The sequence below is a fragment of the Clostridium sp. KNHs205 genome (assembly GCF_000702945.1).
Taxonomy (GTDB): Bacteria; Bacillota; Clostridia; order Lachnospirales; family Lachnospiraceae; genus Anaerocolumna.
On the sequence record NZ_JNLE01000003.1, the window covers coordinates 4503724 to 4526298 of the forward strand.

Below are 22575 nucleotides of genomic sequence, written 5' to 3' on the forward strand. Positions count from 1 at the left end.
AAGGCAGTACGGATTTACTGACCTTAACTTTGCTTTACTCAAACGAAAAGGTGCGATACCGTCCATCCCCATGAATCAACCATACCGCACCTTAAACTGCACTTTATTTAGTAGGAACGGGCTTTTATAACTTCCTCCGTCACCTGTGTTACCGGATAATCCGTTCCGTCTACCTTTATACTGGTAACAGAATTATCATAGGAGAATATTCCTTCATCTACAAATTTCTGCTTGTCAACGGTTCCACCCTTTTGAAGTGTCTCTATTATTTCCTGTACACGGGGACCATGAAGAGGATTGCATTCTGTATTTACGGCTATTTTACCACTTAAGGTATCTGTTAAACCGGCATTGGTACTGTCAAAGGACATAACAATTATATCTCCGTCACTGCCTACTTTATAACCTGCTGCTTCAATGGCATCAATTGCGCCAAAAGCTTCATTGTCATTCTCGCAGTAAACAACATCAATCTGGTCTCCATATTGCTTCAGCAGGGATTCCATGACCTCCTGTCCCTTTGCCTGCGTAAATTCACCGCTTACTTTGGCAAGCAGCTTCCAGTTGCTGTGTCCAGAGACCGCTGCTTCTAAGCCGGCAGTACGTCCTATCTGGGCAGATGCACCGATTGTACCTTGAATATCTACAATATTTACTTCCTCTTCTCCTTTACCTGCTGCCTTTAAATACGCATCCAGCCAGCCTGCCGCTTTCTTGCCTTCCAGTTCAAAATTAGAACCCACCCAGGCTGTATACAGGCTGTCATCGGATACATCCACCATACGGTCAACAATGATTACCGGAATTCCTGCATCTTTTGCCTCCTGCAATACGGTATCCCAGCCTGTCTCAGTAACCGGTGCCAATACTATGTAATCAACTTCCTGCTGTATGAAATTACGAATTGCTGCTATCTGGTTATCTTGTTTTTGCTGTGCATCGTCAAAGATCAGTTCAAAACCATTAGCTTCACTGAAGGTGGATTTCATGGACTCTGTATTGGCAGTACGCCAGTCAGATTCCGCTCCTACCTGTGAAAAACCTACTGTTACCAAATCTTTTGCAGAAGAAGAATCACTTGGTGTGGCTTCCTTCTTATCCCCGCAGGCTGCCAATACAAAAACCAGGCAGAAAATCATTAAAACTGCTGTAAACCTTTTTAACATCATATATCCTCCTCTTTCTTGTCAGGATGTGCCCGAGAACCCAATGCACCATTCTGAACACGCTATGTACGGTACATGAAGTCTTATACACTTCCTGTTGATATATACAATTATATATAGCTATCCGAATTTTCCCATTTATTATCTTACGATTTTCGTTGGAATATTTACTGATTATCCTGTGGAGGTAATTATTTTACGAAGAAAGTTGATTTATTTGGGGAATACACACTTTAACAGTTGTTCCGCTGCCATACTCTGAAGAGATCGATACTCCGAAGGCATTTCCAAAATATAGTTTTATTCGCTCATGTACCGCCAAAAGGCCGAATCCGATATGTTCTGAACTCTCCAGTGCAGTTCTGACAGCATTTAATTTATCTGGCTGCATGCCAATGCCATCATCTGTAACTGTAAGTATCACCTCTTCTCCCGACCGCTTGCAATCAATAAGAATGGTACTCTTTCCCCTTTTCTCCTTTACACCATGATATAGTGCATTTTCTGCCAGAGGCTGCAAGGTCAGCTTGGGTACCAGAACAGTATTGAGTTCCTCCGGAAGCCGGATGTCATATTCCAGGATATCCTGGTATCTGATTTTTTGTATATCCAGATAACTGCGGGTATGCTTAATTTCTTCTTCCAGACTGATGATATCATTACCCTTTGATAAAATGGTCCTGAAAAATACCGACAGATTCGTTAACATGGTTACAGCCGGCTCGTTCTGCTCTGACTCCACAAGCCATACAATGGTATCCAGTGTATTGTATAAAAAATGAGGATTTATCTGCGCCTGAAGAAGCTGCAGCTGTGTTTTGTGCTGAAGCTTCTCTTCCTTCTTCACATTATCCAGCAGGATATCTATTCGGCTTGCCATTTGCTGAATGCCAGAGTTCAACTGTTCTATTTCTGCATATCCTGTATCAATTTGCGGTACAGAGAATTCTCCTTCGCCAACAAGCCTGACATTGCAGCACAATCTGCTGATTGGTTCCGTTATGCTTTTAGAGAACCGCAGCCCGTAGTAAGACAGAAAGATTACAGTCTGGCACACAAATAAAATGGCAAGCAGCGTTACTGTACGGATATCCTTTGTCATTTTCTGCTCCAGGGTGGTCATATATCCGGCTTCATAATAGATATAATCAATCATTTTAGCTTGTATGAGGCGGGTCAGAACATAGATATTATTCTCCAGCTGCTGCTGTCGGCTGTCGTAGTTTTTTGTCTCTGCAATCATAAACATCTTCTTCTCCAGATTATCGCAATAATCCAGTATGTTTTGTAAGGTACGTCTGCTTTCCTTCCGATAGGTTGTCCGTCTTAAGGAAGCAGCGAGGTCAATGGCATCCTCTACATCCTGTGTGGGAAGTGTAGCCTGCTGCTTGCTTCCAACAGTATAGTGATACATCTTTAAGTCAATGGTATTTTTAAAGTCCATATTAAATTTACTGCTGACATTCACATTATAGGTAATCTGGGTATACTGCATTTCATAATATCTGATTATCAACAGGGACAACAGCATCCAGAGCACAAGGGGTAAAAGCATTATCAATACAATATGCCGTAATTTCTTATCAAGGCTTGTCTTTGGCGCTTGAATTCTCGTTCTTTTCATCTGATGCTTCATCAGCTTCCTCCCTTTTGGTTACGGTAATCACTTGGTGTCAGCCCCTGTGTCTTTCGAAATAGAAAGCTGAAATAATGAGAATCCTTATATCCTATCTCCAGGGCAATCTCACCGGAACGCATATCGGTACAGCGAAGGAGCTGTTTCGCTTTATTCATTCGTAGTTCTGTCAAATATTCGATAAAGGTCTTCTTCATTTCCTGGCTGAACAGCGCACTGAAATGGTTTGCGCTGACATTTGCTGCACAAGCGACTTTGTTTAGAGATAACATGTCATCAGTATAGTTATCCTGAATAAACGCCAGTGCCACCTCAAGTACGCTCTTATACCTGCATCTGACACTCTCTTCCCGCAGTTGTATTGCTATTCGCAGGATCTCAGTAATAATCTCTGAGCCCTTCTGCATTGACATTATTCCTTCTGTGCAAATAAGGGGAATATAACTTTTAAATTCTTCTTTTTTAAATCCTAATTTCTGAATAAAAGAAACTGTACTGAAATGAATATTCAAAAGTATATACTGCCTGAATATTTTAGACTTTAATGCTTCCTCCCCGATCATCTGGAAATAATCTTTTACAAAATCATTTACTTCATTGACAAGAGCATGACTTAAGAAATTATGTATGACTTCCGGGTTCAGGACATTGGCATCAATATTCCTTATATCCATAGCTTCTGATTCCTCAGTTCCCCTGCTTATTTCCTCTATTGCTGGCAAGCGAAATTTATTCAGATATCGCAGGGCAAAATTATGCATAGCCTCTTTATAGCTCTCCGGAAGCTGACTCAGACGCTCCACTGCTTTTCCAGCGCAAATAAACCAGTCGATTTCCTTGCTTACCCTGTTAAAAAATTCCTGCAGCCTGTATACACATCCATTTGTCTTCTCCTGTATTTCCTTATCCCCCTTAACCAACACTGCATAGCTAAAGAGCTGGTTACGGAACAATATACAGTCCTCTGCTTCATGAAATAACTGTTCCAGAGAGCTTTGCAGTTTTGCCGTCTCTTTTGTATAGATATCAGGAAAAATCTGATTCTCCTTTCTGGAATTAACAGAAAACAGAATGATATTATAGCTTTGTGCCGCAATATCGATTTGCAGTTTTTCTGCCTTTTGATAGATTGCCTGAATATTATCACTTCCTGTTACCAGCGTATCAAAAAAATCCCTTCTGGAATGCTGTTCATATTCCTGAAGCTCGGCTTTGAATTTCTCAAAGTAAATTCTTTGCAGCTTCTCTTCCTCATATTTTTTCATGATATCTTTTAAAACCTCCAGAAAACTGCTCCGGGTAATTGGTTTTAACAGATACCGTTCTACACCGATTGATATTGCCTGTCTGGCATATTCAAAATCATCATATCCGCTTATTATTACAATTTTCGTTGCCGGAAGTTCTTTCTTAACCAGCTCGCTTAAGGCCAGTCCATCCATAAAGGGCATCCTTATATCTGTTATTAGTACATCCGGCTTGATTTTTCGTATTAAAGGAAGGGCTAACTCTCCATCCCCAGCCTCTCCAGCCAGCTCATACCCATATTCCCCCCAGGGAATAATTTTATGTATACTATCCCGAATAACAACCTCATCTTCCACTAAAAATACTTTAATCATATTACATCCCTTCCAAATCACCGTTCACCACCTGCTGTTCACCACCGGTTGTATTAATGCCCAATCCAAAAATCCTCACATGTATTGTAATTACAATACTTATGAGGATTAAGTGAACACTTGATGTATTTGTATTTCATCACTTTTACGATCGCAGATTTTAGAAATCTACATACTCATATAAGGACTTATTATATTATGATTATAACACATTTTTTTCCAATACCGGTTGATTATTTTATGTAAATATATCATTAATCCTGAATTATTCATGATAACTCATCTAACGGTGTGTCGCACCGCATAGTTACTGTATTTTCATCTATTTATTACTTTCACCTAAAAAGTGAAGTCAAAACAATAGAAAAAGAGTTTCAACTTTGTTAAAATGTAGTCACCACAACAAACATCAACACAAAGGAGAAACCCTTATGTCTAGTTTAATGGCACTTCGTTCCGAAAGCAATAGTAAGATTAAAATAAATTTTGATGGAGGCGATTTATCCTCCGATGCAGGGATGCTCTTACTCAAAGAATTTATCTGCAAAATCGGTCTCGACAAGCTGATTGAACAGCATTTTCAGACCAATGATAAGACTCTTCGTATCCACAAGGATGGCGAAAACCTGCTACAGAAAATGTATCAGCAGTTAGCAGGCTACTTTACTGATGATGATTCGGATGAGCTGACCACTGACCCTATTTTTACAACTTTGCTCGATAAGGATTCTTTGGCTTCACAACCTACAATGTCACGCTTTTTCAACCGAATGGATGACATTACGCTGATGCAAATGGACTGGATTTTATATCTTTATTCGTAAGAAAATATATTCCATCCGTAAGCCGGATATGGTGCTATTTGATATTGATTCCACCCTGTTTGATACCTTTGGAAATCAGGAGGGTGAAGGCTTCAACTACCATTACTCGAATCATGGATATCATCCTCTTCTCTGCTATGATGGTTTGACTGGTGACTTGTTAAAGGCTATGCTCAGACCTGGTGCAGTTTATACCTCCACTGATTGCTGTCAGTTTTTGAAGCCTCTGTTGATGGAGTACCTAGAAGATTATCCTGAGGTAGCTCTTTATCTTCGTGGAGACAGTGGCTTTGCGTGTCCAGAGTTATTTGAGTTGTTGGAGACCAATGGTACTTCCTATGCCATCCGCCTCAAAGTAAATGAAACGCTAAAAAATCTGACAGAATCTCTTGAGAAAGAATTAGATGAGATTACTGCGGATAATAAGGTGGATTATGCCGTAGTATATGGTGAATTCCGTTATGCAGCTGCAAGCTGGGGGCAAACTAGACGTGTTATCGTAAAGATTGAAAAACCAGCAAACCAGCTTGTGTATATGCACACATTCATCGTAACAAACATGGATTTAAAACCAACAGAAATCATACGATTCTATTGTAACCGTGGCAAAATGGAGAACTTTATCAAGGAATCCAAAAGTGGTTTTGACATGGATACCATGTCTAGCAGCATGCTTATAAACTCCAATAGAATGCAGATTTCGGTACTGGTCTATAATATTTTCAACTGGTTTCGTCGTCTCGTACTTCCACCGTCTATGAGGAAATTTCAAATAGATACGGTTCGGCTGAAGTTGTTGAAAATCGCAGCTAAGATGGTTCACTCAGCAAGATATATTACATTCAAACTTTGTAGTAGTTGCCCTTATAAGGAAGCATTTATCGAAACATTGAATAATATCAGACTACTTCCAAAGTTGGAATAACCTAATGATGAACCTTGATAGCTCAAAATGATAATTGTGGATACTACAGGGATTTTCTACCCTTTTTTAATGGTGAATTCATTAATCTATCAACAAAAATGAGCTACAATGATAAATCGGTGGGTAGATTATTTTTTTCTACATCACCATGAATAATTCAGGATTAATACAGTTCTAATTAATAAATCTCCAATTAGAGATCTTATTTTATCTTCTTTATTAATTAACCTCCTAATTTTTTACGTTTTTTCAGAACTCATAAAAAACTAAGTTCATGAATTTCTTGCTCACTAATATCTGAAAGTTTTAAACTTTAAATTATACATTTTTGCATGGTATCACATTGTAAAATCATTCCGTTTTCTTCCACCCTAAAATCCCCAGTTTTCTTAAAACCATGTTTCAAATAAAAATCTATGGCATGGTTATTCGATGACAAAACTTCCAAAATACAATATTTATAGTTTTTTACTTTCATAGCTTTCTCGACTTCAGTATAAAGTCCATGTCCTACTCCATAACCAATATATTGAGGGGTTAAATAAATAGCATGGAGTATAGCATTTTCCGAACTCACTCCACCATCTGTCTTTCCGAAAACCGCTGTTCCAATTATTTTATCATTATCTTTTGCAACAAGACATGAATCTCCTCTGGATATACTATTTTGCAATATATCAATCCAATGTTCGTCAGTTAAAGTTAACAAATACTCTTCATTCATTAGTCCTTTATAAGCTACTTTATAGCTATTACTAATTTGTTTGCTTACTATTGCTAATTCATTACTTTTTATCGATTGGAAAATTACCTTACACATGTTATTCTCCTCCACATTTTCCCAATAATATAATAGATAATTATACTCTATTTAATATAAACCATTCAACCTTTATTTATTGAATTAAAAACTAATAGGATCGCTCATCGTCAAAGCCTAAAAAATTACCGTTTCTTAGAATTAAATATACCAAAAAAAGGTGATTCTGTATCACCGGATGGTAATTCCCTTTTCTGCATGTTAACCTAAAAATTTAAAACTTTTCCGAAGAAGCACTATAAATTGCTACACTCTATAAAATTTATGTTAAGCACCAAAAACAGGAGAGAAAAAAGCCCCAACATCCAAGCAATTTGTTCCTATGCTATATTAGACACACCAGGTAGTAAAAGTAGTATAGTATTTACGCTATTATACCAGTTTACATGAGTAGTTCAAGGGGTCCGCAAATGGACTCCGCCCCCGGCCATCTATAAAATAAAGAATAATCGTCAAATAAAAAGCCTTTCATCACATTTATATTAAGTATGCCTTGTGGCTTTGCTGTGTCCTCCACATAAATAAAATTGGGTTGGGTAATAGGTAAATAGGGTATAAAAAAATTGGACTAAGATTAGCGAAAACCCTTTGATATAGCTGTTTCACTTACTTAGTCCAATTATAACAGAGTCACCTGTTGCTCCCGTAGGTCCCTGCATTTCAGAAGATGCCAATGCACTCTGCATCTTACTCTTATACAATAATTGGTTTTGGAATATGGCATCAATCATATTACGAACACTGTCATTGGCTGCCAGAACATCTTCTACTATTGCACCCGGTCCCGGAATACCTGGCAGGGTTCCAATAATATATTGTAACTTTTCTCCTTCTGTATTAATAATATGACTTAATCGCAACTCTTCCATAGCAATGGAAGACAATATCTGATTTATAACATCTTCCCTTGTGAAAGCGGGGCTTATGACAGGAAAACTGGGCTGAGACATTTTAAATCCCCCTTATTTTGATAATATTTGCATATAGCAGAAATCTGCTTTTATGCAGTTAATATAAAGAGTGAATTTTCCATAAACTAATCAGGTCGTGATTATCACTCTTAAGCCGTATATTCCTTAAGCCGTTCTTCGGCTTCTGGAAATTCAGTCTGGTAAAGTAATGCCTGCCTGTAGGCTTCCAATGCATACTCCTTTTCTCCGCACATCCTATACGCCTCACCCATATAATAATAGGCAAGAAAAGTACCGCTGCCGTATTTTATAAGATAATTCGGGTTATCCTCTCCTAAAAGAATACAGTAAGAAAAGGCTTTCACTGCTTCCTTATATAGATTTAACCTGAACAATACAATTCCTCTGTAAAAATGAAGTTCTACATAATCCGGAAATAAACTGATGGCTCTTTCAATCCCCTCATTTACATTTTCCGTGTTACCACATGTTATCAAAAGATCATATTTTAGATTATATAAATATGATGGGGGCACTTTACCCTTAGATAAAAATCCTAATATGGAGAAGTTAATAAATTCAAGAGATTTCTTCATATCCCCTAAGCGGTACAATTCAGCTGCTATATGATAATCCAGCCACGGATTTTCCCTGTCATTTTCCTTAGCCTTCAGACAGAGGCTTAAGTTCCTGATACTTTTCTCCTTCAGATGAAGCTCTGTATATCCATAATGATACAGCTCTATAACATCGGTAATTTCTTTCGATTGGAGTTCATTTCCTTTCCTGTCCACCAATTTCTCATGAATGATTCCCTGAAATTGATATCCAGCTTTTCTTTGAAACAGCCTGATATGATATGATATATAATACCGGCCTTTTCCCTCCTCCATAGAGTTCATAAAATGCAGCATTCTGACTGTGTACGATTTACAGCGTTTCTTTGATAACTTTTGCTGCAAAAGTTTACGGTCCTTTAGAATCAGTCTCTCATCTGCATCCAGCCATAATATCCAGTCACAGGTAGCCTTCTCGATACATTGATTTCTTGCCAGACTAAAATCCTCCTGCCACTCTGCTTCATATACCTGATCCGTATAATGGGAACAAAGTTCCTTCGTCCGGTCAGTAGAACCGGTGTCCAGGATTATAATCTCATCAACCAGATGTTTTACACTCTCAAGACAAGCTTCAATATACTCTTCTTCATTTCTTACTATCATACAAAGACTTACAGTAGACATCTGACTATCCTTCAATCAATAGGATTTATACCATTTTATGTCCATAGCCTGTAATGGTTACCAAAAAGTTTTACAAAATATAAGTTTTTTCAATTTTGCATTCACTTCCAGGTGATTTCACCATATAATGTAACAATAATATTTTTTAAGGACGTACAATGGTAACAATAAGCCTGGCTATGATTGTTAAAAACGAAGAAAGAAATATCAGAAGATGCCTGAATTCAGTTTCCAGCATTGTGGATGAGATTATAATAGTGGATACCGGCTCCAAAGATAAAACCAAGGAAATCTGTTCACTTTATACGGATAAGGTGTATGATTTTAAATGGATAGATGATTTTTCTGCAGCCAGAAACTATTCCTATGAGCTTGCGACCATGGAATATATTTTATGGCTTGATGCAGATGATTTCCTGCTGCCTGAGGATGCCATAAAACTTAAAAAATTAAAGAAGAATATGACCACCGATTACAATGCTATCATGATGAAATATGTAACAGGCTTAGATTATAAAGGCAATGAGACTTTCTCTTATTACCGTGAACGTCTGACCAAAAAAAGCTGCAACTTTCAATGGAATGAACCCGTACATGAATATCTTGCTACCAGCGGACCAGTATCTGAAAGCAGTATCCGTATTATTCATGGTAAAAAACCGGAAGCAGCCGTTAAAAGCAGCCGCAACATTAAAATATACGAGAAGCATCTAAAAGAAAAAGGTTATCTTTCTCCAAGAGGAATTTACTATTACGCCAGAGAGTTAAAAGACCATAACAGATTAAAAGAAGCTATCAACCAATATGAGCTATTTCTGGATACAGGTATGGGTTGGGTCGAAGACAATATCGCTGCCTGCAGTGACATGGCCAAATGCTATTTTCAATTAAATCTTGATAAACTCGCTCTTACCAGTCTCTTTAAGAGCTTTCTTTATGACACCCCTCGTGCTGAAGTTTGCTGTCAAATCGGCTATCACTATCAGGAAAAAGAAGAATATGAAAGGGCTATCTACTGGTTTCAATTTATTCTGACCTTAAAGAAACCCAAAAATTGCTGGGGTTTTCTGCAGCCTGACTGCTGGGCATATATTCCTCTTATCGAATGCGCTGTCTGCTACGACCGTTTAGGTGATTATAAAAAAGCACTTCAGTTTAACAAAAGAGCTTTAAAACAGAAACCCGATTCTGTTCAGGCCATAAGAAACCAGGAATATTTACAGAAGAAGCTGTCTGCTCTGTAAGATTATATTATAGAAAGGAGGGTGTAGATGTCCATTCCTAATTTTCCGGATATCAGTCCTGATATCACCCGGGAGAAGGCTCTTACCATGATTCTGGCCTCCATTGCTTTAGAAGAAGTAGGACTGAGCCATATCATTAATGCAGAAGGCGAAAAAATACAATATGTTATAAATGACCTTCAGAAAAACACAGGTGACAGTGCCACTATTGAGGATATTCTTTGCGTTAATAAAAGTGTAGAATCTTTAATTGATGTGTTAATGCAACTACAGATTTTCCTAAAGAACAAAATGGAGCGGGTATTAGATGTTATGTGTGAAGAAATCGCTCCTACCGGGCCAGCTGGAGCTACTGGCCCCGCCGGACAAACCGGTGCCACCGGTCCCAGAGGACCTAAAGGAATAAAAGGTGAAACTGGACCAGCTGGAGCTACAGGACCTAAAGGCTCTACCGGAGCACAAGGGCCTGTCAGGCCTACGGGGGCTACCGGTTCTATCGGGGCTACTGGGGCTACCGGAGCTACTGGGGCTAAAGGCGATACGGGTACGCAAGGTCCTATTGGTCCTATCGGTTCTACCGGGGCTACTGGTTCTGTCGGACCAGCTGGGGCTACCGGCCCTAAAGGTGAAATTGGTCCACAAGGCCCTATCGGTCCTACTGGAGCCACGGGGGTTACCGGCTCTACTGGAGCTACTGGCCCTAAAGGCGAAATCGGCCCACAGGGACCTATAGGTCCTACCGGAGCCACGGGGGCTACCGGACCCACTGGAGCTACCGGCCCCAAAGGTGATACAGGTCCCCAGGGGCCTTACGGACCCAAAGGAGTTACAGGCGCAACCGGGCCTGCTGGTGTCACCGGAGCTACTGGTGCCAGAGGTGCTACAGGTTTTCCCGGGCCACGAGGAGCAAAAGGAGCAATGGGTAATACTGGTGCTACAGGTCCCAGAGGACCGCAAGGTATACCAGGGCCAATTTGCAATATCACTACCTGTTTATCCTCTTATAAAGAGCGGCAGAGAGATTTTACCTGGAATTGTAAAGCACCTTTTATATGGACACAGGATTATCAATCCTGTAATTGTAATAACAAGATATCTTCAGATGGCTGCTATATCTTTTTAGAACGCAATGCCTCTTATTCAATCTCTGTAAATATTAACATCCTATGGTTGAATACAACCGCAAAAAAAAATCTGGAAATCGCCGTTTGCTTAACGTGCAATAACCAGACAGTTGAAATATTCAGAATCTATAAACCATTTAACACTTGTGGAAATACACCTATAACGATATCAGCCGGCAACTTTATTGTGAATACAAATCAATACCAGGAGAATCCTGCTTTGTTCATAAGCCTTTTATCACCGGCTGCAGTTGTTACTGGTCAGGCAGCGCTTTCCGTAATAGCACTCTCAACGCAAACCGATGAGAAACCTGATTATCATCCTTATTAGCTTGAATAGTTCTCTAATACAGCATATAATTCATCAAGATCTTTGATAAATATACCCTTTTCCAGATGAAGCCTGTCCTCCAGGGGAAGATTTTCAACAGCCACACCAGTATAATCGTACACTGTCTTCTGGTCACCGTAATAGGCTACAATATATCCATTAACTGCCTTTAAGTAATATTTGTACTCTACGGAATCCGAATTGTACGTTTTACGGAGAATAATCGAATCTTTTGAAAAGGATATCAGTTCAAAAGATATCAACCCTTTTTCAAATTCATTTAATGATAAATCCGCCTGATAATCTGTTAAGTAAGTAACAACCTCGTCTCTCGTAAGACCAATCAGATAACTTGGTGTGGGAAGCTCTTCTTCACTAAGCTGCCCTGATTTCATATCATAGGTCTGCAAAGTATACTGGGTAGAAGGTAAGACTGTATCCGCTATTGCACTGGCTGCTTCGGCATCCTCCTGCCCATCCTCTGTATCACTTGAAGCTCCTTGATCATTTGTTTTTGTATCGCCCTGTTTCACAGTATTTGTCAAATATCCCTGCTTCTCCAGTTCTTTAATCAAATCATTATTGCGTTCTACCGAACTTTCGTTAAAGTCTCTTAAAGCTTGTTTATAGCTGAAATAATAGGTGGCAGTAAACATGCACGCTATAGCTGAAAAAGTCAGGAAATAGGTAACTGCTTTTTTATATCTCACTGATATCACTCCTTTGCAATAAGTATTCACCGTAAAAACAGGTTTATACATGTTGCAAAAGGATTGGACTATAAAAGATGAAGCTTTACTGCAATCCGTGCCAATGTTCTTCCCATAGGCATCTTAACGAGTTCAGTTTCTGTTACTGCTTTAAATACAAGCAGAAGCACACCGTAAACAATTACCGCAAATATAATAGCCAGCAGAGTGCTGATGGTATTGCTCTTAACAGTATTATAACTAACCCAGTATACCAGATAGGCAACTCCTGCCATGAAGATCGAACAGCCTGTAGGAATAATAAAAGTCTTCTTAATCTCCTGTTTATAGCTTAACAGTCTAGCTACCGAAATCCAATTTAAAATACTGACGACTAAGGCAAATACAATATTACTGATTACCAGTGCATAAGCACCCAGTCCGGTAAACTGCAGCAGTAAATACAGAACGATAATATGTATACCTAAAGCTATGACAGAATGAATAACAGGAAGCCTCATTCTATTGATTCCTTGCAGAACCGCATTGGTAAGTGTAGAAAAGGCATAAAAAACAACCGCAATGGAACCTATGGTAAGCATTCTTGCGGGAAGCAGGTTGGCATCCTTTAACAATAATCTAAGGATAGGTGACGCCAAAGCCGCTAAACCGAAAGCACTTGGTATTGCAATTAACATATTAAATTTTAAGGTATCGTGAACCTTTTCCTTCACTACCAGATTAGCTCCTTCTTCTCTGGAGGTTACGATGCTTGGAACAATAGCTGCTGCCATGGCAGTTGCTATGGATATGGGAACATTAATAAGCATATTGTACTTATTGGAATAGATGCCCCATAGTTCAGAACGCTGAATATCATTAAACCCTTTTCCGTCCAGTACATAGGAAAATACAGAACCATCCAGAAGAGAACTGATCTGATATACGGTCTGACTTAATATAACCGGCAATACAGTAATTCCCAAAGCTCCAAATATTTCTTTCACCGTTTCTTTTGAAGCTCCTATATCCCTTCTTAATTGCTTATCAACAATAGGCTTATATAATGCAAATATAAATGCCAGGAATAAAAGGGAAACAATGGCACCAATTAATGTACCGAGGGTACCGCCTGCTGCTCCATAGGCTGCTATTTTCTGTGAAGCACTGTGACTATGCATCAAATATGCAGCAGCTGCAACACTTATTACAGCATTTACGATCTGCTCAACAATCTGTGAAAACGAGGTTGGCAGCATTGTTTTCTTCCCTTGAAAGAATCCTCTTAAAACACCCATGATGGCAAACACCAGTATGGTAGGTGCCAGTACCTTTAAAGGTATAGCCACCGCCGGCAGATTAAAGAAGGTTCCTGCCAGAAAATCAGCACCAAAATAAATTATCAGGGAGAACAAGGTTCCTGCTGCTATTGCAAAACCTAAGGAGCACATAAACACCATATAGGAATTGCGATACTGTTTCTTTGCATCTCTGGCTGCTACCAGCTTGGATACTGCCAGCGGAAGGCTGTAGGATGATAATATAAGTGCAATATTATAGATATTAAATGCATATCCATAATACCCCATTCCTTCATCCCCGATTAGGTTGGTTAACGGTATCCGGTAGACTACTCCTATAATTCTGGCAATCAGTGAGGTAGCTGCCAGAATACTCCCCTGAACTAAAAAGTTGCTGCTTTTGCTTTCTTGTTTACGCTTTGTTCCTTGGTAAGCACCATTATTTGATTCCATTTCAATTTAAAACCTTTCAATTTATTTCTAAATAAGCCAAGCTTTTTCAATTACTTCAGCATATTTATATGGTCTTCCCTGTCTACAGGAAACAATGCTATATAGGTTTTACCGGGATTTATGGTAAGCTCTTCTCCTGCTTTGTCATAATACCTCATCTTCTTGGTACTCTCATTTTTCTTCCAGGTTATATCCACGGCTTGTCCATTTGTAATATAATAACCTTTACCTTCAGCATTTTCAATATCCATGGTCTGATATCCGTTTTTATCTTTATTCCATTCCTTTACAAGCTGTACGATAATATTCTTATAGGCAAGCTGCTTGCCTGTGTTCTTATCAATATGAGCTTTATCAAACTGGAATCGTAAATAACTCTTTGATTCTTTGTCATAAGTGAGATAAGGTATGGAAAGGCTGGAAAAACCAAGCTCCACCTTATTAATCTCCTCGCCGTTTACTAAATCTGTATCTTTCTCATAGAATTTAAAATGGCCTTCGTAATCTGAACTGTATTCTGTCCTATAACCTTTTGCAGCAGTTCCTTTTAAGATACCTTCTTTTGAGGCAAAGGCATTGTGAGGGGCTTTTATAGAAGTATCTCTGTAGAATACGGTTTCTCCGATACCTGTTAAACCACTTAAATTATCAATACCCAACTCTTTGATCTTTTTCGTAGCATAAGTTGTTTCGCCGTAGTGTACATAGATCGCATTATATTCATCTGCCACACTTACAAAGTAATGTCTTGCACTGCGGACAGAACCGATTCTCTTTTCATTTAGTTCCTCATATATCCCCATTAACCTTGTAATACCGCCCTCAGCCAGAGCTTCATAAAGAATAGAAGCTTCTTCTGTTCCGCTTTGCGGGGATGCATATTCAATATTATTTAACATTACCGCATAAGGTCTTAATTTACCAACCTCCTCCGGCACCCATAAGCCCGTAAGCAGACTCTTCATCTCACCGTCATGATTTTCCACAGCTTCTGTTGGAGTTGCCGTAGGAGAAGGGGTATCCGTAGCAGCTTCTGTTGGAGCAGGAGTTGGAGTTATCTCTGAATCACCTTTATCCTTCTTACTGCAGCCCGCAATCAAGACCACTGCCAGTACTGCCAATAGCAAAAATTTTCTCATAGCATTTCCCTCGTAATTCCCAGCTTATCAAGTATTATACGCTGTTTCTCTTCCATTATCCTGCGCTCTTCTTCCTCCATATGATCATAACCGAACAAATGAAGCATACTGTGGGCAATCAGAAAGCCCAGCTCTCTTTCCTTGGAATGTCCATATTCCTGAGCCTGTGCCGTAACCTTTTCAACAGAAACTATGATATCTCCTAAGAGCAGTTCACCGGTTTCCGGGTTGAAATAATCGTCAGAATTGTCTTCCAGATGAGAAAAGTCCGCCGGTGTTTCATAATCGACCATGGGAAATGATAAGACATCCGTAGGAGCATCTACCTCTCTATAGCTTTTATTTATATTTTTTATTTCCTCATTATCGGTCAGAATAACATTTAGTTCAGCTTCATAGGGACAATCCTCTGTATCCATTGCCATATCCACTACTTTTGAAATAATGGTTTCATAATCTATTTCTAATTTGATCTCTGTTTCATATTCAATATTCAGTGTCAATTGGTGCCTCCTTCTGTGTAAAATAGTTCAGAAAGAACTTCTTCAGCTGTATGTACTGCTTCACTGTTAATCCTGAATTCATCAAGCTTTCCTTCTCCAGCCGCATGGTAAATAAGTTGCTTGTAAATTTCTCCATAAGCTCAGCCAGCTCTTCTTTTGTCTGTTCCTCTTTTTTATCTGTAAGGAAATATTCCTTCGCTGCCACCAGGCTTACCGTAAACATTACCAATGCCCCTTCCGGTGATGTGGGCCTGTCTGTTTTCAGGTTATGTGAGGCTATGATATTGGTAACAGCTTCAGGAAGCTGATAGGTCTTTGCTAAAGCTAACCCTTCTGCCACATAATCCTTACCCTTAAGCTTTCCAATTTCATGATACAGCCCGCCTGCTTTGGCTATCCTCTTATCCAAGCCCGCTACAGCCGCTGCCTGCTCTGATATTACAGCTATCTGACTGGAGTGTTCATAAAGCTTGTCCGACTCCTTTAACATTCTGCAGAGAACAAAGTCCTCTTTTATTATCTCTTCAACTGTAGGTTTCTTACTTACGGTTTTATCCTGGCTTGCCGCCTCATTTAATCTTTTCAGATAAATGAATCCCATTGTTTCACCAAGGGCAATGGCTGCCAAAACAGAACTCAGTGTTAGTAAGCTGTGCAGGTTTAACAAATCCTTCACAACAAAATTACAATTTATCAAAAGCATGATAACATCAAAGGATAAAACCAGAGCTACTTTATAGATAAGCTGTATGAAGTTAACCCTGTACACCGTCAACAGGCTGATCAGAATACCTGTTACCAGCAAAAAAATACTGTCTTCCAAGGAGGCCAGACTGGCTCCATACAGGAATAGAAATTGAACAATGGTATAAAAAATGCCTGCTTCTTTCTTTAATAATACTGTGGTAAATACTACACCAGTTAACAAAAGAGGCATGAAATCTGTCCTTAAAAATACTATTCCAGGCAGCGATACCATAACAGTTCCTATAAAAATTTCTGAAATGCGGGAACTGTATCTGTCTTTCTCTTTGATACTGTCTATATACAAGATAAGCAGTATTACAATAAGAACTGCATAAATACTTCCTCTAACAATGCTTATGAGCGGTACATGAATATGAAATGCCACTGATAGTGCTGCTATAGCAACTATAGCTGCCATCAGATATATTGGCATTCCATCATGTTTACCGTTACTTCGTTTCTTATCAGATGTCATATCTTCACCTATTCACCTGCTTTGTCCGGCAGTATTAGCTCTGTCTTTTTCTTCGGTATGGCTTTTCTGTATTTCTGGCAAGGGTCCCTTTCGGTCCTCTCTTTGCATATTTTTCACTTTTCAGCTCAGTTTTATTTATTTTACTTTCATAGCTCTCATATGCCATAACAATTTTCTGCACAAGAGGATGCCTTACGACATCCTGCCCGCTTAAATAAGCAAAACCAATGTCATCAATCTTATTTAACACCTTTAGTGCTACATCTAATCCGGACTGGGTTCCGGTAGGCAGATCCTTCTGGGATAAGTCGCCGGTTATTACGACTTTGGAACCAAAGCCTATACGGGTTAAGAACATCTTCATCTGTGCCGGTGTGGTATTCTGAGCTTCATCCAGAATAATAAAGGCATTTTCTAAGGTTCGCCCTCTCATATATGCCAGAGGGGCAACTTCTATTAACCCTTTTTCTGTATTCTTAAGATATCCTTCTGCTCCCATAATCTGATACAGCGCATCATAAAGAGGCCTCAGGTAAGGGTCAACCTTACTCTGCAAATCTCCTGGAAGGAAGCCTAATTTCTCTCCTGCTTCAATTGCCGGTCTGGTAAGAATGATTTTACTTACATCGTCATTCTTAAAAGCAGTTACCGCCATTGCCATTGCAAGGTAGGTCTTACCGGTACCTGCAGGACCCACTCCGAAAGTGATCATTTTCTTTCTGATAAGATCAACATATGCCTTCTGTCCCAAGGTTTTTGGTTTTATCGGTTTACCGGATATGGTATGGCAAATAAGATCCTGATCAATCTCTACTATAGCTGCTTCTTTGTTATCCTGACTAAGGGACAGGGCATAACTGACATTTTGTTCTGTTATAATATTCCCTCTCTTGGATAATTCCAGCAGATTCATAAAAACACTTTTTGCTTTGGCTACATTATCATTTTCTCCGATTAGTTTAATCTCGCTGTCACGGACTATAATAGTTACACTAAGAGTTCTTTCAATCATCTTTACATAGGCATCGAACTGGCCGAATACATTTTTTTCATGCTCAAGAGGCACATCAATTATCGTTTCTATCAGACTCATCCGTATCAATAATCCTCCACTCACTGTCATCAATAGCTTTAAAATCTTTCACGGATTCTAATACCACAAGTTTGCCATTTGCTGTACAGACATTCCCTTTCACGGCTATTTCAACATTATTTTCCAGTATTATAACATTATTTTCTTCTAATTTCTTTATAAATCTTTTTAATTTTAATTCTGCTAATGCTTTTGCTTCCGCTTCTGTGTATTTTTTCTTTTCTTCATTATATGCCAGGTAACGGTTTGCTGTCAGTGAAACAGGAAGATAGAATTCATCATTTAAATGAAGCGTAAACTCATTCCCAATTATATCATACTTGTCATAGGGAATTCTAGGTCTGTATAAATTTATTTTTTTCAGGAAAAATGATAAACTATAGGACTTCTTCTCACTGCCAGTATAAATCTTATCAATATAATTAAGGGAAAATTTGTCATTATATTCATAAAAGGTCTTACCGATAATATCAGCATCTGCTATAACCGGTTCTTTTCGAACCAGGGTTTCATTATCACCTATAATATTAACCACTCCGGATACAATTATATCACCTTTTTTTACTACATCTCCAATACCCACCAAAGGATCTCCGGTTCGAGTGACTATCTGAGATATAATGCAATCCTTAGAGGCGACGATATGGCAGTTCTCTGTAGCTGTTACAGCGGGTGCCGGCATATTTGTCTCAGTGATCTTAATAATCAGCCTTGTACCTTTTATTTCTGCAGATACCCAGCCTATGTCATTATAGCTGTGCCTTATAAGATCTTCAATTGCCTGACTGTTAATATGCTTTTTTTGAAGTCCCGGGTATATCTCATTGTTCTTTAGGAATTTAACCATCGCTTCCTGCGTATAGGTATATCCACCCGAAACATTAATATCCCAAATAAACAGGGATAATATGTATAGTATAACTGCAAAAAGAAGAAAACCAGCTACATATCCGCTTCTTTTTCTATAAGTATGTATGATAAAAGGCAGACCATATCTTTTTCGTATATAGGGAAGTGTACCTGTTTTTCTGGCAAAAGGTTTCAGCTTATAATAATCTTTCAGTCTGATTTTAAATTCATACTCATTATCTGTAACCTTAAGATCCCACAAGAAAATAAAACGATTACTGCAAAGATTTATAAAACGTTCCGTAGACATACCCTTTAACCGTATCAACAGATATCCCTGCAGCCAACGAATAAACAATAATACCATCTGACACCCTCCGATATTGTTATTACATCTTTTCATTTTTACACAGTTTATGTTTCCCTTCTGGTTTCATAGACTGCTTCTACTTAAAGGTTATGTACTAGGAGTCTTTCTGTGTTATATATGTTATGGCGGATACCAGTCCGGTTATACGCATTTCGTCATTTGTAAAATATGAAATATTCAAATTCTTACCTTCAATACGAATGGTACCAACTTTGGACAGAATCTTGATCAGCTTATCATTATATTCAAGTATGCCTTTATAATTCTCGATACATACCTCGCTTCTTCCCATAGCAGTTACTATAGGGGCACCCGCGAGAATATCAGAAGGCAGTTTCAACCTTTCAGAAACCGACTCAAGGAAAGTTCTCCTTTCTGCTTCTTCTTTCTTCTTACTTTTATTTATATGGCTGTAAAGCTCTTTATTTAAGCTCTCTTTGTTTTTATCATGCTTTGATTTGAATTTATGCTGCATCTCAAAGACTCCATATTATTCTGGATTATGATAGAATATATGGGTAAAATGGCAGAGATATACGTATAATATAACTTATCAGAAATTGCTTTTTAATTTCTGATAAAAGGCAGCGCCTTTTACAGCCGTATATATAACCTATCAGAAATTGCTTTTTTTATTTCTGATAAAAGGCAGCGCCTTTTGCAGCCGTGCATATAACTTACAGGGTTTGCTTTTCATATTTCTGATAAAAGGCAGCGCCTTTTGCAGCCGTGCATATAACTTACAGAGTTTGCTTTTCATATTTCTGATAAAAGGTAGCGCCTTTGCAGCCGTGCATATAACTTACAGAGTTTGCTTTTCATATTTCTGATAAAAAGCAGCTTCTTTTTTGCTAAGCATATAACTTATAGCGTTTGCTTTTCATATTTCTGATAAAAGACAGCTTCTTTGCTGCTATGCATGTCTGCTGCTTATGATAAAATGATTAAAGTTTTTGGACAAAATAAAAACCCCTGAACTCCTGTTCAAGGGTTATTTAAGCAGATAAATCTACTAGATATTCTACTTATTTGAATTTACGCTTACGAGCAGCTTCTGACTTCTTCTTACGTCTTACGCTCGGCTTCTCATAATGCTCTCTTTTACGGATTTCCTGCTGAATGCCTGCCTTCGCACAGTTTCTCTTGAATCTACGTAGAGCACTATCTAAAGTCTCATTATCTTTTACAATAACATTTGACATAGTCTCACACCTAACCTCCCTCCAGTTGTGTATTGTGCCTATACAACTGTTTGGGTATATTTTTGAATAGCACTAGGATAATTATATTGGTTACTTAATGTTTTGTCAATATATTTTTTAATATTCGAACAATTACTTTCGCTGTGACTAACACTTTACCGTCCTGCTGTGCTTATGTAATATCTTATAATACCAGTGTTTACAACACTTTTCGATTAAATTTTATTCCTTTAATCTGTTTAATCACTTCTTTAATTGATTGCGAAGATTCTCACTCAATTCACTCATAGCAGACATTTCTTCATTGGTTATTCGAATACTTTGATTCTGTTCTTCCATAGATGCAAGTATCTCTTCTGTAGATGCAGCATGGTCTGCCGATAGTGATGATATATTTTCCAGTTCTAATAAAATAGATGCAAAGGTATTATTAATCTCTGTAATTTTAATATCCTGCTCTGTTATTTCATTATTTATATTCATGGAATTTTCCTCAAGTACATCAAAGCGCTCTTTTACTTCAACAATCTTATCTGTACCTGCGGTTACAGCTTCTTTACCATCAAGTACTTTATCATATGTCTGAACCGCTGCTTCAGTCAGCTTGTCGACTACCAGCAGCACTTCTTTTACTGTAGTCGAACTCATTTCAGCAAGGTCTCTAACCTCCTCTGCTACAACTGCAAAACCTTTACCAGCGTCCCCTGCTCTGGCAGCCTCAATGGCTGCATTCAAGGCAAGAAGGTTCGTTTGTCTGGCAATCGCTGTGATATTTGACATAAACTGATTAATCTGCTCCATACTGGTCTGCAGATCTACAACGGTACCCATAGCAGTACCTACTGCATTTTCAACAGTCTGCATATTCTGAAGCATTTCATCAATACCCTCAGAATTTTTACGTATGATATCCTTCATTTCACAGGAATAGTTCATTGCTCTTAGGGATATTTCTTTTGTTTCTTTTACAACTGCTGTAGCAACAGCTGCCTTTCCTGCTATATTGCTGGTACTCTCCGCTTCTTTTGACACCCCATCCGCTATTTTATCTACTACCTGGGTTGTTTGACCGCTGACCATTTCAATGGATTGCATATGTTTGTATGCCTTGGCAACGGAATCATCCAACTGCTGTGTATTTTTCTCAATGACAGATAGGGTTTCCTCCAGTCTTTTTGCCATCAAAAGAGCTTCCTTTTCTTTTAACAGAGCCGAATCAATATAACCGCCGCCCCATTTTGTAAGAAAGAAAAATATAAACATCATTAAATTCAAGCAAAAAATTCTTGTAATAAATTCTGTTATCGAATGGGAATCACCTAATAACCCCTGTGGATCAAAGATAAAAAATGTTATAATAAATATATTAAATAATCCCCCGAAGGAAAGAAGTACCGATCTCTTGAAATATAAAGTTGCCATTGCAAAAGTTCCGGTATATATAAGGAACACTCTCATGGTTATTGCCCCGTCCATTATATGGCAAAGAAAGCTGGCTGACAAAACAACGGAGAAAGGAATCAAAACACCGCAGACATTCTCCATAACCGGTAATCTGTTGCTGATAAACCCAATCAAAGTGGAAAATACAACTGCCGCATAGGTAGCAATAAGTACCTTAATACCATAATCTGTTCCCACTGAAACAAAAGCCTGTCCCGTCAGTATTGTAGACAATCCCCATATTAGCAATACATTAAACTTGTTGACCCTCTTGATATTATAATCTACTTTCACTTTATACTCCCATCTGCGTATTTTATCGTGTGTACAAAATCAAGGGAGTGAAAGTGCCAATCTTTCACTCATATCCTCCGTAAAACGGACAGTATGTAATTTTTTTCTCCTATAGAATGCTTTCTGTCCCAAATAAAATATTATTGTAAATTTATATCTTTGTCAACCAC

Annotated in this window: 18 protein-coding genes and 1 pseudogene; 3 read left to right on the forward strand and 16 right to left on the reverse strand. The window is 38.5% G+C overall.

Annotated elements, in window-relative coordinates:
* Nucleotides 1-107: 107 nt before the first annotated feature.
* The 3 genes from BR73_RS0118735 to BR73_RS0118745 all read right to left on the reverse strand — a co-directional run bounded on the left by BR73_RS0118735 (nucleotide 108) and on the right by BR73_RS0118745 (nucleotide 4424).
* Nucleotides 108-1166: an ABC transporter substrate-binding protein gene (locus BR73_RS0118735; protein WP_033166791.1), complete on the reverse strand. Its 1059-nt coding sequence runs from the start codon at nucleotides 1164-1166 to the stop codon at nucleotides 108-110.
* A 196-nt stretch (nucleotides 1167-1362) separates the two neighbouring features.
* Entirely contained in the window at nucleotides 1363-2802 is a 1440-nt protein-coding gene (locus tag BR73_RS0118740) for a sensor histidine kinase (RefSeq protein ID WP_033166792.1), read from the reverse strand.
* Nucleotides 2802-4424 (reverse strand): response regulator, encoded by a 1623-nt coding sequence (locus tag BR73_RS0118745; RefSeq protein ID WP_033166793.1) that lies wholly within the window; start codon nucleotides 4422-4424, stop codon nucleotides 2802-2804. Before BR73_RS0118745 ends, BR73_RS0118740 begins: the two co-directional genes overlap by 1 nt.
* Before the next feature lie 431 nt (nucleotides 4425-4855).
* On the opposite strand from BR73_RS0118745, the pseudogene BR73_RS26825 reads away from it, so the two are divergent.
* A pseudogene (locus BR73_RS26825) lies at nucleotides 4856-6173 on the forward strand (IS1380 family transposase).
* A 313-nt stretch (nucleotides 6174-6486) separates the two neighbouring features.
* Here BR73_RS26825 and BR73_RS0118755 read toward each other — a convergent pair.
* The 3 genes from BR73_RS0118755 to BR73_RS0118765 form a co-directional block, all read right to left on the reverse strand.
* A complete protein-coding gene (locus tag BR73_RS0118755; RefSeq protein WP_051685314.1) occupies nucleotides 6487-6993 on the reverse strand; it encodes a GNAT family N-acetyltransferase in 507 nt (168 codons plus the stop codon).
* Nucleotides 6994-7595: 602 nt separating this feature from the next.
* Nucleotides 7596-7943 carry a hypothetical protein gene (locus BR73_RS0118760; RefSeq protein WP_051685315.1) on the reverse strand — a complete coding sequence of 116 codons (348 nt, stop codon included), beginning with the start codon at nucleotides 7941-7943 and terminating at the stop codon, nucleotides 7596-7598.
* 110 nt (nucleotides 7944-8053) lie between these two features.
* Nucleotides 8054-9148, reverse strand: a complete 1095-nt coding sequence (locus tag BR73_RS0118765; RefSeq protein WP_033166794.1) for a glycosyltransferase — start codon at nucleotides 9146-9148, stop codon at nucleotides 8054-8056.
* A gap of 158 nt (nucleotides 9149-9306) precedes the next feature.
* Between BR73_RS0118765 and BR73_RS0118770 the strand changes: the two genes are divergently transcribed.
* On the forward strand, nucleotides 9307-10392 hold the full coding sequence (locus BR73_RS0118770) for a glycosyltransferase (protein WP_033166795.1): 1086 nt from the start codon (nucleotides 9307-9309) through the stop codon (nucleotides 10390-10392).
* Nucleotides 10393-10419: 27 nt separating this feature from the next.
* Nucleotides 10420-11847 carry a collagen-like protein gene (locus BR73_RS29815; protein ID WP_051685316.1) on the forward strand — a complete coding sequence of 476 codons (1428 nt, stop codon included), beginning with the start codon at nucleotides 10420-10422 and terminating at the stop codon, nucleotides 11845-11847.
* On the opposite strand, the gene BR73_RS27620 is transcribed toward BR73_RS29815, so the two are convergent.
* From BR73_RS27620 to BR73_RS0118825, 10 genes are all read right to left on the reverse strand, one after another.
* Nucleotides 11844-12557 (reverse strand): BofC C-terminal domain-containing protein, encoded by a 714-nt coding sequence (locus BR73_RS27620; RefSeq protein ID WP_051685317.1) that lies wholly within the window; start codon nucleotides 12555-12557, stop codon nucleotides 11844-11846. The two genes, BR73_RS29815 and BR73_RS27620, sit on opposite strands and share 4 nt — an antisense overlap.
* A 68-nt stretch (nucleotides 12558-12625) precedes the next feature.
* Nucleotides 12626-14290 carry a polysaccharide biosynthesis protein gene (locus BR73_RS0118785; RefSeq protein ID WP_033166796.1) on the reverse strand — a complete coding sequence of 555 codons (1665 nt, stop codon included), beginning with the start codon at nucleotides 14288-14290 and terminating at the stop codon, nucleotides 12626-12628.
* A 50-nt stretch (nucleotides 14291-14340) separates the two neighbouring features.
* A complete protein-coding gene (locus BR73_RS0118790; RefSeq protein WP_051685318.1) occupies nucleotides 14341-15429 on the reverse strand; it encodes a DUF3048 domain-containing protein in 1089 nt (362 codons plus the stop codon).
* The gene (ybeY, locus tag BR73_RS0118795) at nucleotides 15426-15932 is read right to left on the reverse strand and encodes an rRNA maturation RNase YbeY (RefSeq protein WP_033166797.1); all 507 of its coding nucleotides are present in this window, start codon (nucleotides 15930-15932) and stop codon (nucleotides 15426-15428) included. Before ybeY ends, BR73_RS0118790 begins: the two co-directional genes overlap by 4 nt.
* Entirely contained in the window at nucleotides 15916-17154 is a 1239-nt protein-coding gene (locus BR73_RS0118800) for an HDIG domain-containing metalloprotein (RefSeq protein WP_033166798.1), read from the reverse strand. Before BR73_RS0118800 ends, ybeY begins: the two co-directional genes overlap by 17 nt.
* Before the next feature lie 34 nt (nucleotides 17155-17188).
* On the reverse strand, nucleotides 17189-18247 hold the full coding sequence (locus tag BR73_RS0118805) for a PhoH family protein (protein WP_051685319.1): 1059 nt from the start codon (nucleotides 18245-18247) through the stop codon (nucleotides 17189-17191).
* The gene (yqfD, locus tag BR73_RS0118810) at nucleotides 18222-19463 is read right to left on the reverse strand and encodes a sporulation protein YqfD (protein WP_033166799.1); all 1242 of its coding nucleotides are present in this window, start codon (nucleotides 19461-19463) and stop codon (nucleotides 18222-18224) included. The genes BR73_RS0118805 and yqfD overlap by 26 nt, the downstream gene beginning before the upstream one ends.
* Nucleotides 19464-19560: 97 nt before the next feature.
* The gene (gene yqfC / locus BR73_RS0118815; RefSeq protein ID WP_081848712.1) at nucleotides 19561-19941 is read right to left on the reverse strand and encodes a sporulation protein YqfC; all 381 of its coding nucleotides are present in this window, start codon (nucleotides 19939-19941) and stop codon (nucleotides 19561-19563) included.
* Between the two features lie 550 nt (nucleotides 19942-20491).
* Nucleotides 20492-20668, reverse strand: coding sequence for a 30S ribosomal protein S21 (rpsU, locus tag BR73_RS0118820; RefSeq protein ID WP_033166800.1), 177 nt, complete (start codon nucleotides 20666-20668; stop codon nucleotides 20492-20494).
* A gap of 243 nt (nucleotides 20669-20911) precedes the next feature.
* Entirely contained in the window at nucleotides 20912-22405 is a 1494-nt protein-coding gene (locus BR73_RS0118825) for a methyl-accepting chemotaxis protein (protein WP_033166801.1), read from the reverse strand.
* Between the last annotated feature and the right edge of the window lie 170 nt (nucleotides 22406-22575).

Coding starts and splice junctions, on each gene's coding strand:
- BR73_RS0118735 (WP_033166791.1), bottom strand. CDS start 1,166: ATGTTAAAAAGGTTTACAGCAGTTTTAATGATTTTCTGCCTGGTTTTT.
- BR73_RS0118740 (WP_033166792.1), bottom strand. CDS start 2,802: ATGAAGCATCAGATGAAAAGAACGAGAATTCAAGCGCCAAAGACAAGC.
- BR73_RS0118745 (WP_033166793.1), bottom strand. CDS start 4,424: ATGATTAAAGTATTTTTAGTGGAAGATGAGGTTGTTATTCGGGATAGT.
- BR73_RS0118755 (WP_051685314.1), bottom strand. CDS start 6,993: ATGTGTAAGGTAATTTTCCAATCGATAAAAAGTAATGAATTAGCAATA.
- BR73_RS0118760 (WP_051685315.1), bottom strand. CDS start 7,943: ATGTCTCAGCCCAGTTTTCCTGTCATAAGCCCCGCTTTCACAAGGGAA.
- BR73_RS0118765 (WP_033166794.1), bottom strand. CDS start 9,148: ATGTCTACTGTAAGTCTTTGTATGATAGTAAGAAATGAAGAAGAGTAT.
- BR73_RS0118770 (WP_033166795.1), top strand. CDS start 9,307: ATGGTAACAATAAGCCTGGCTATGATTGTTAAAAACGAAGAAAGAAAT.
- BR73_RS29815 (WP_051685316.1), top strand. CDS start 10,420: ATGTCCATTCCTAATTTTCCGGATATCAGTCCTGATATCACCCGGGAG.
- BR73_RS0118785 (WP_033166796.1), bottom strand. CDS start 14,290: ATGGAATCAAATAATGGTGCTTACCAAGGAACAAAGCGTAAACAAGAA.
- BR73_RS0118790 (WP_051685318.1), bottom strand. CDS start 15,429: ATGAGAAAATTTTTGCTATTGGCAGTACTGGCAGTGGTCTTGATTGCG.
- BR73_RS0118800 (WP_033166798.1), bottom strand. CDS start 17,154: ATGACATCTGATAAGAAACGAAGTAACGGTAAACATGATGGAATGCCA.
- BR73_RS0118805 (WP_051685319.1), bottom strand. CDS start 18,247: ATGAGTCTGATAGAAACGATAATTGATGTGCCTCTTGAGCATGAAAAA.
- yqfD (WP_033166799.1), bottom strand. CDS start 19,463: ATGGTATTATTGTTTATTCGTTGGCTGCAGGGATATCTGTTGATACGG.
- yqfC (WP_081848712.1), bottom strand. CDS start 19,941: ATGCAGCATAAATTCAAATCAAAGCATGATAAAAACAAAGAGAGCTTA.
- rpsU (WP_033166800.1), bottom strand. CDS start 20,668: ATGTCAAATGTTATTGTAAAAGATAATGAGACTTTAGATAGTGCTCTA.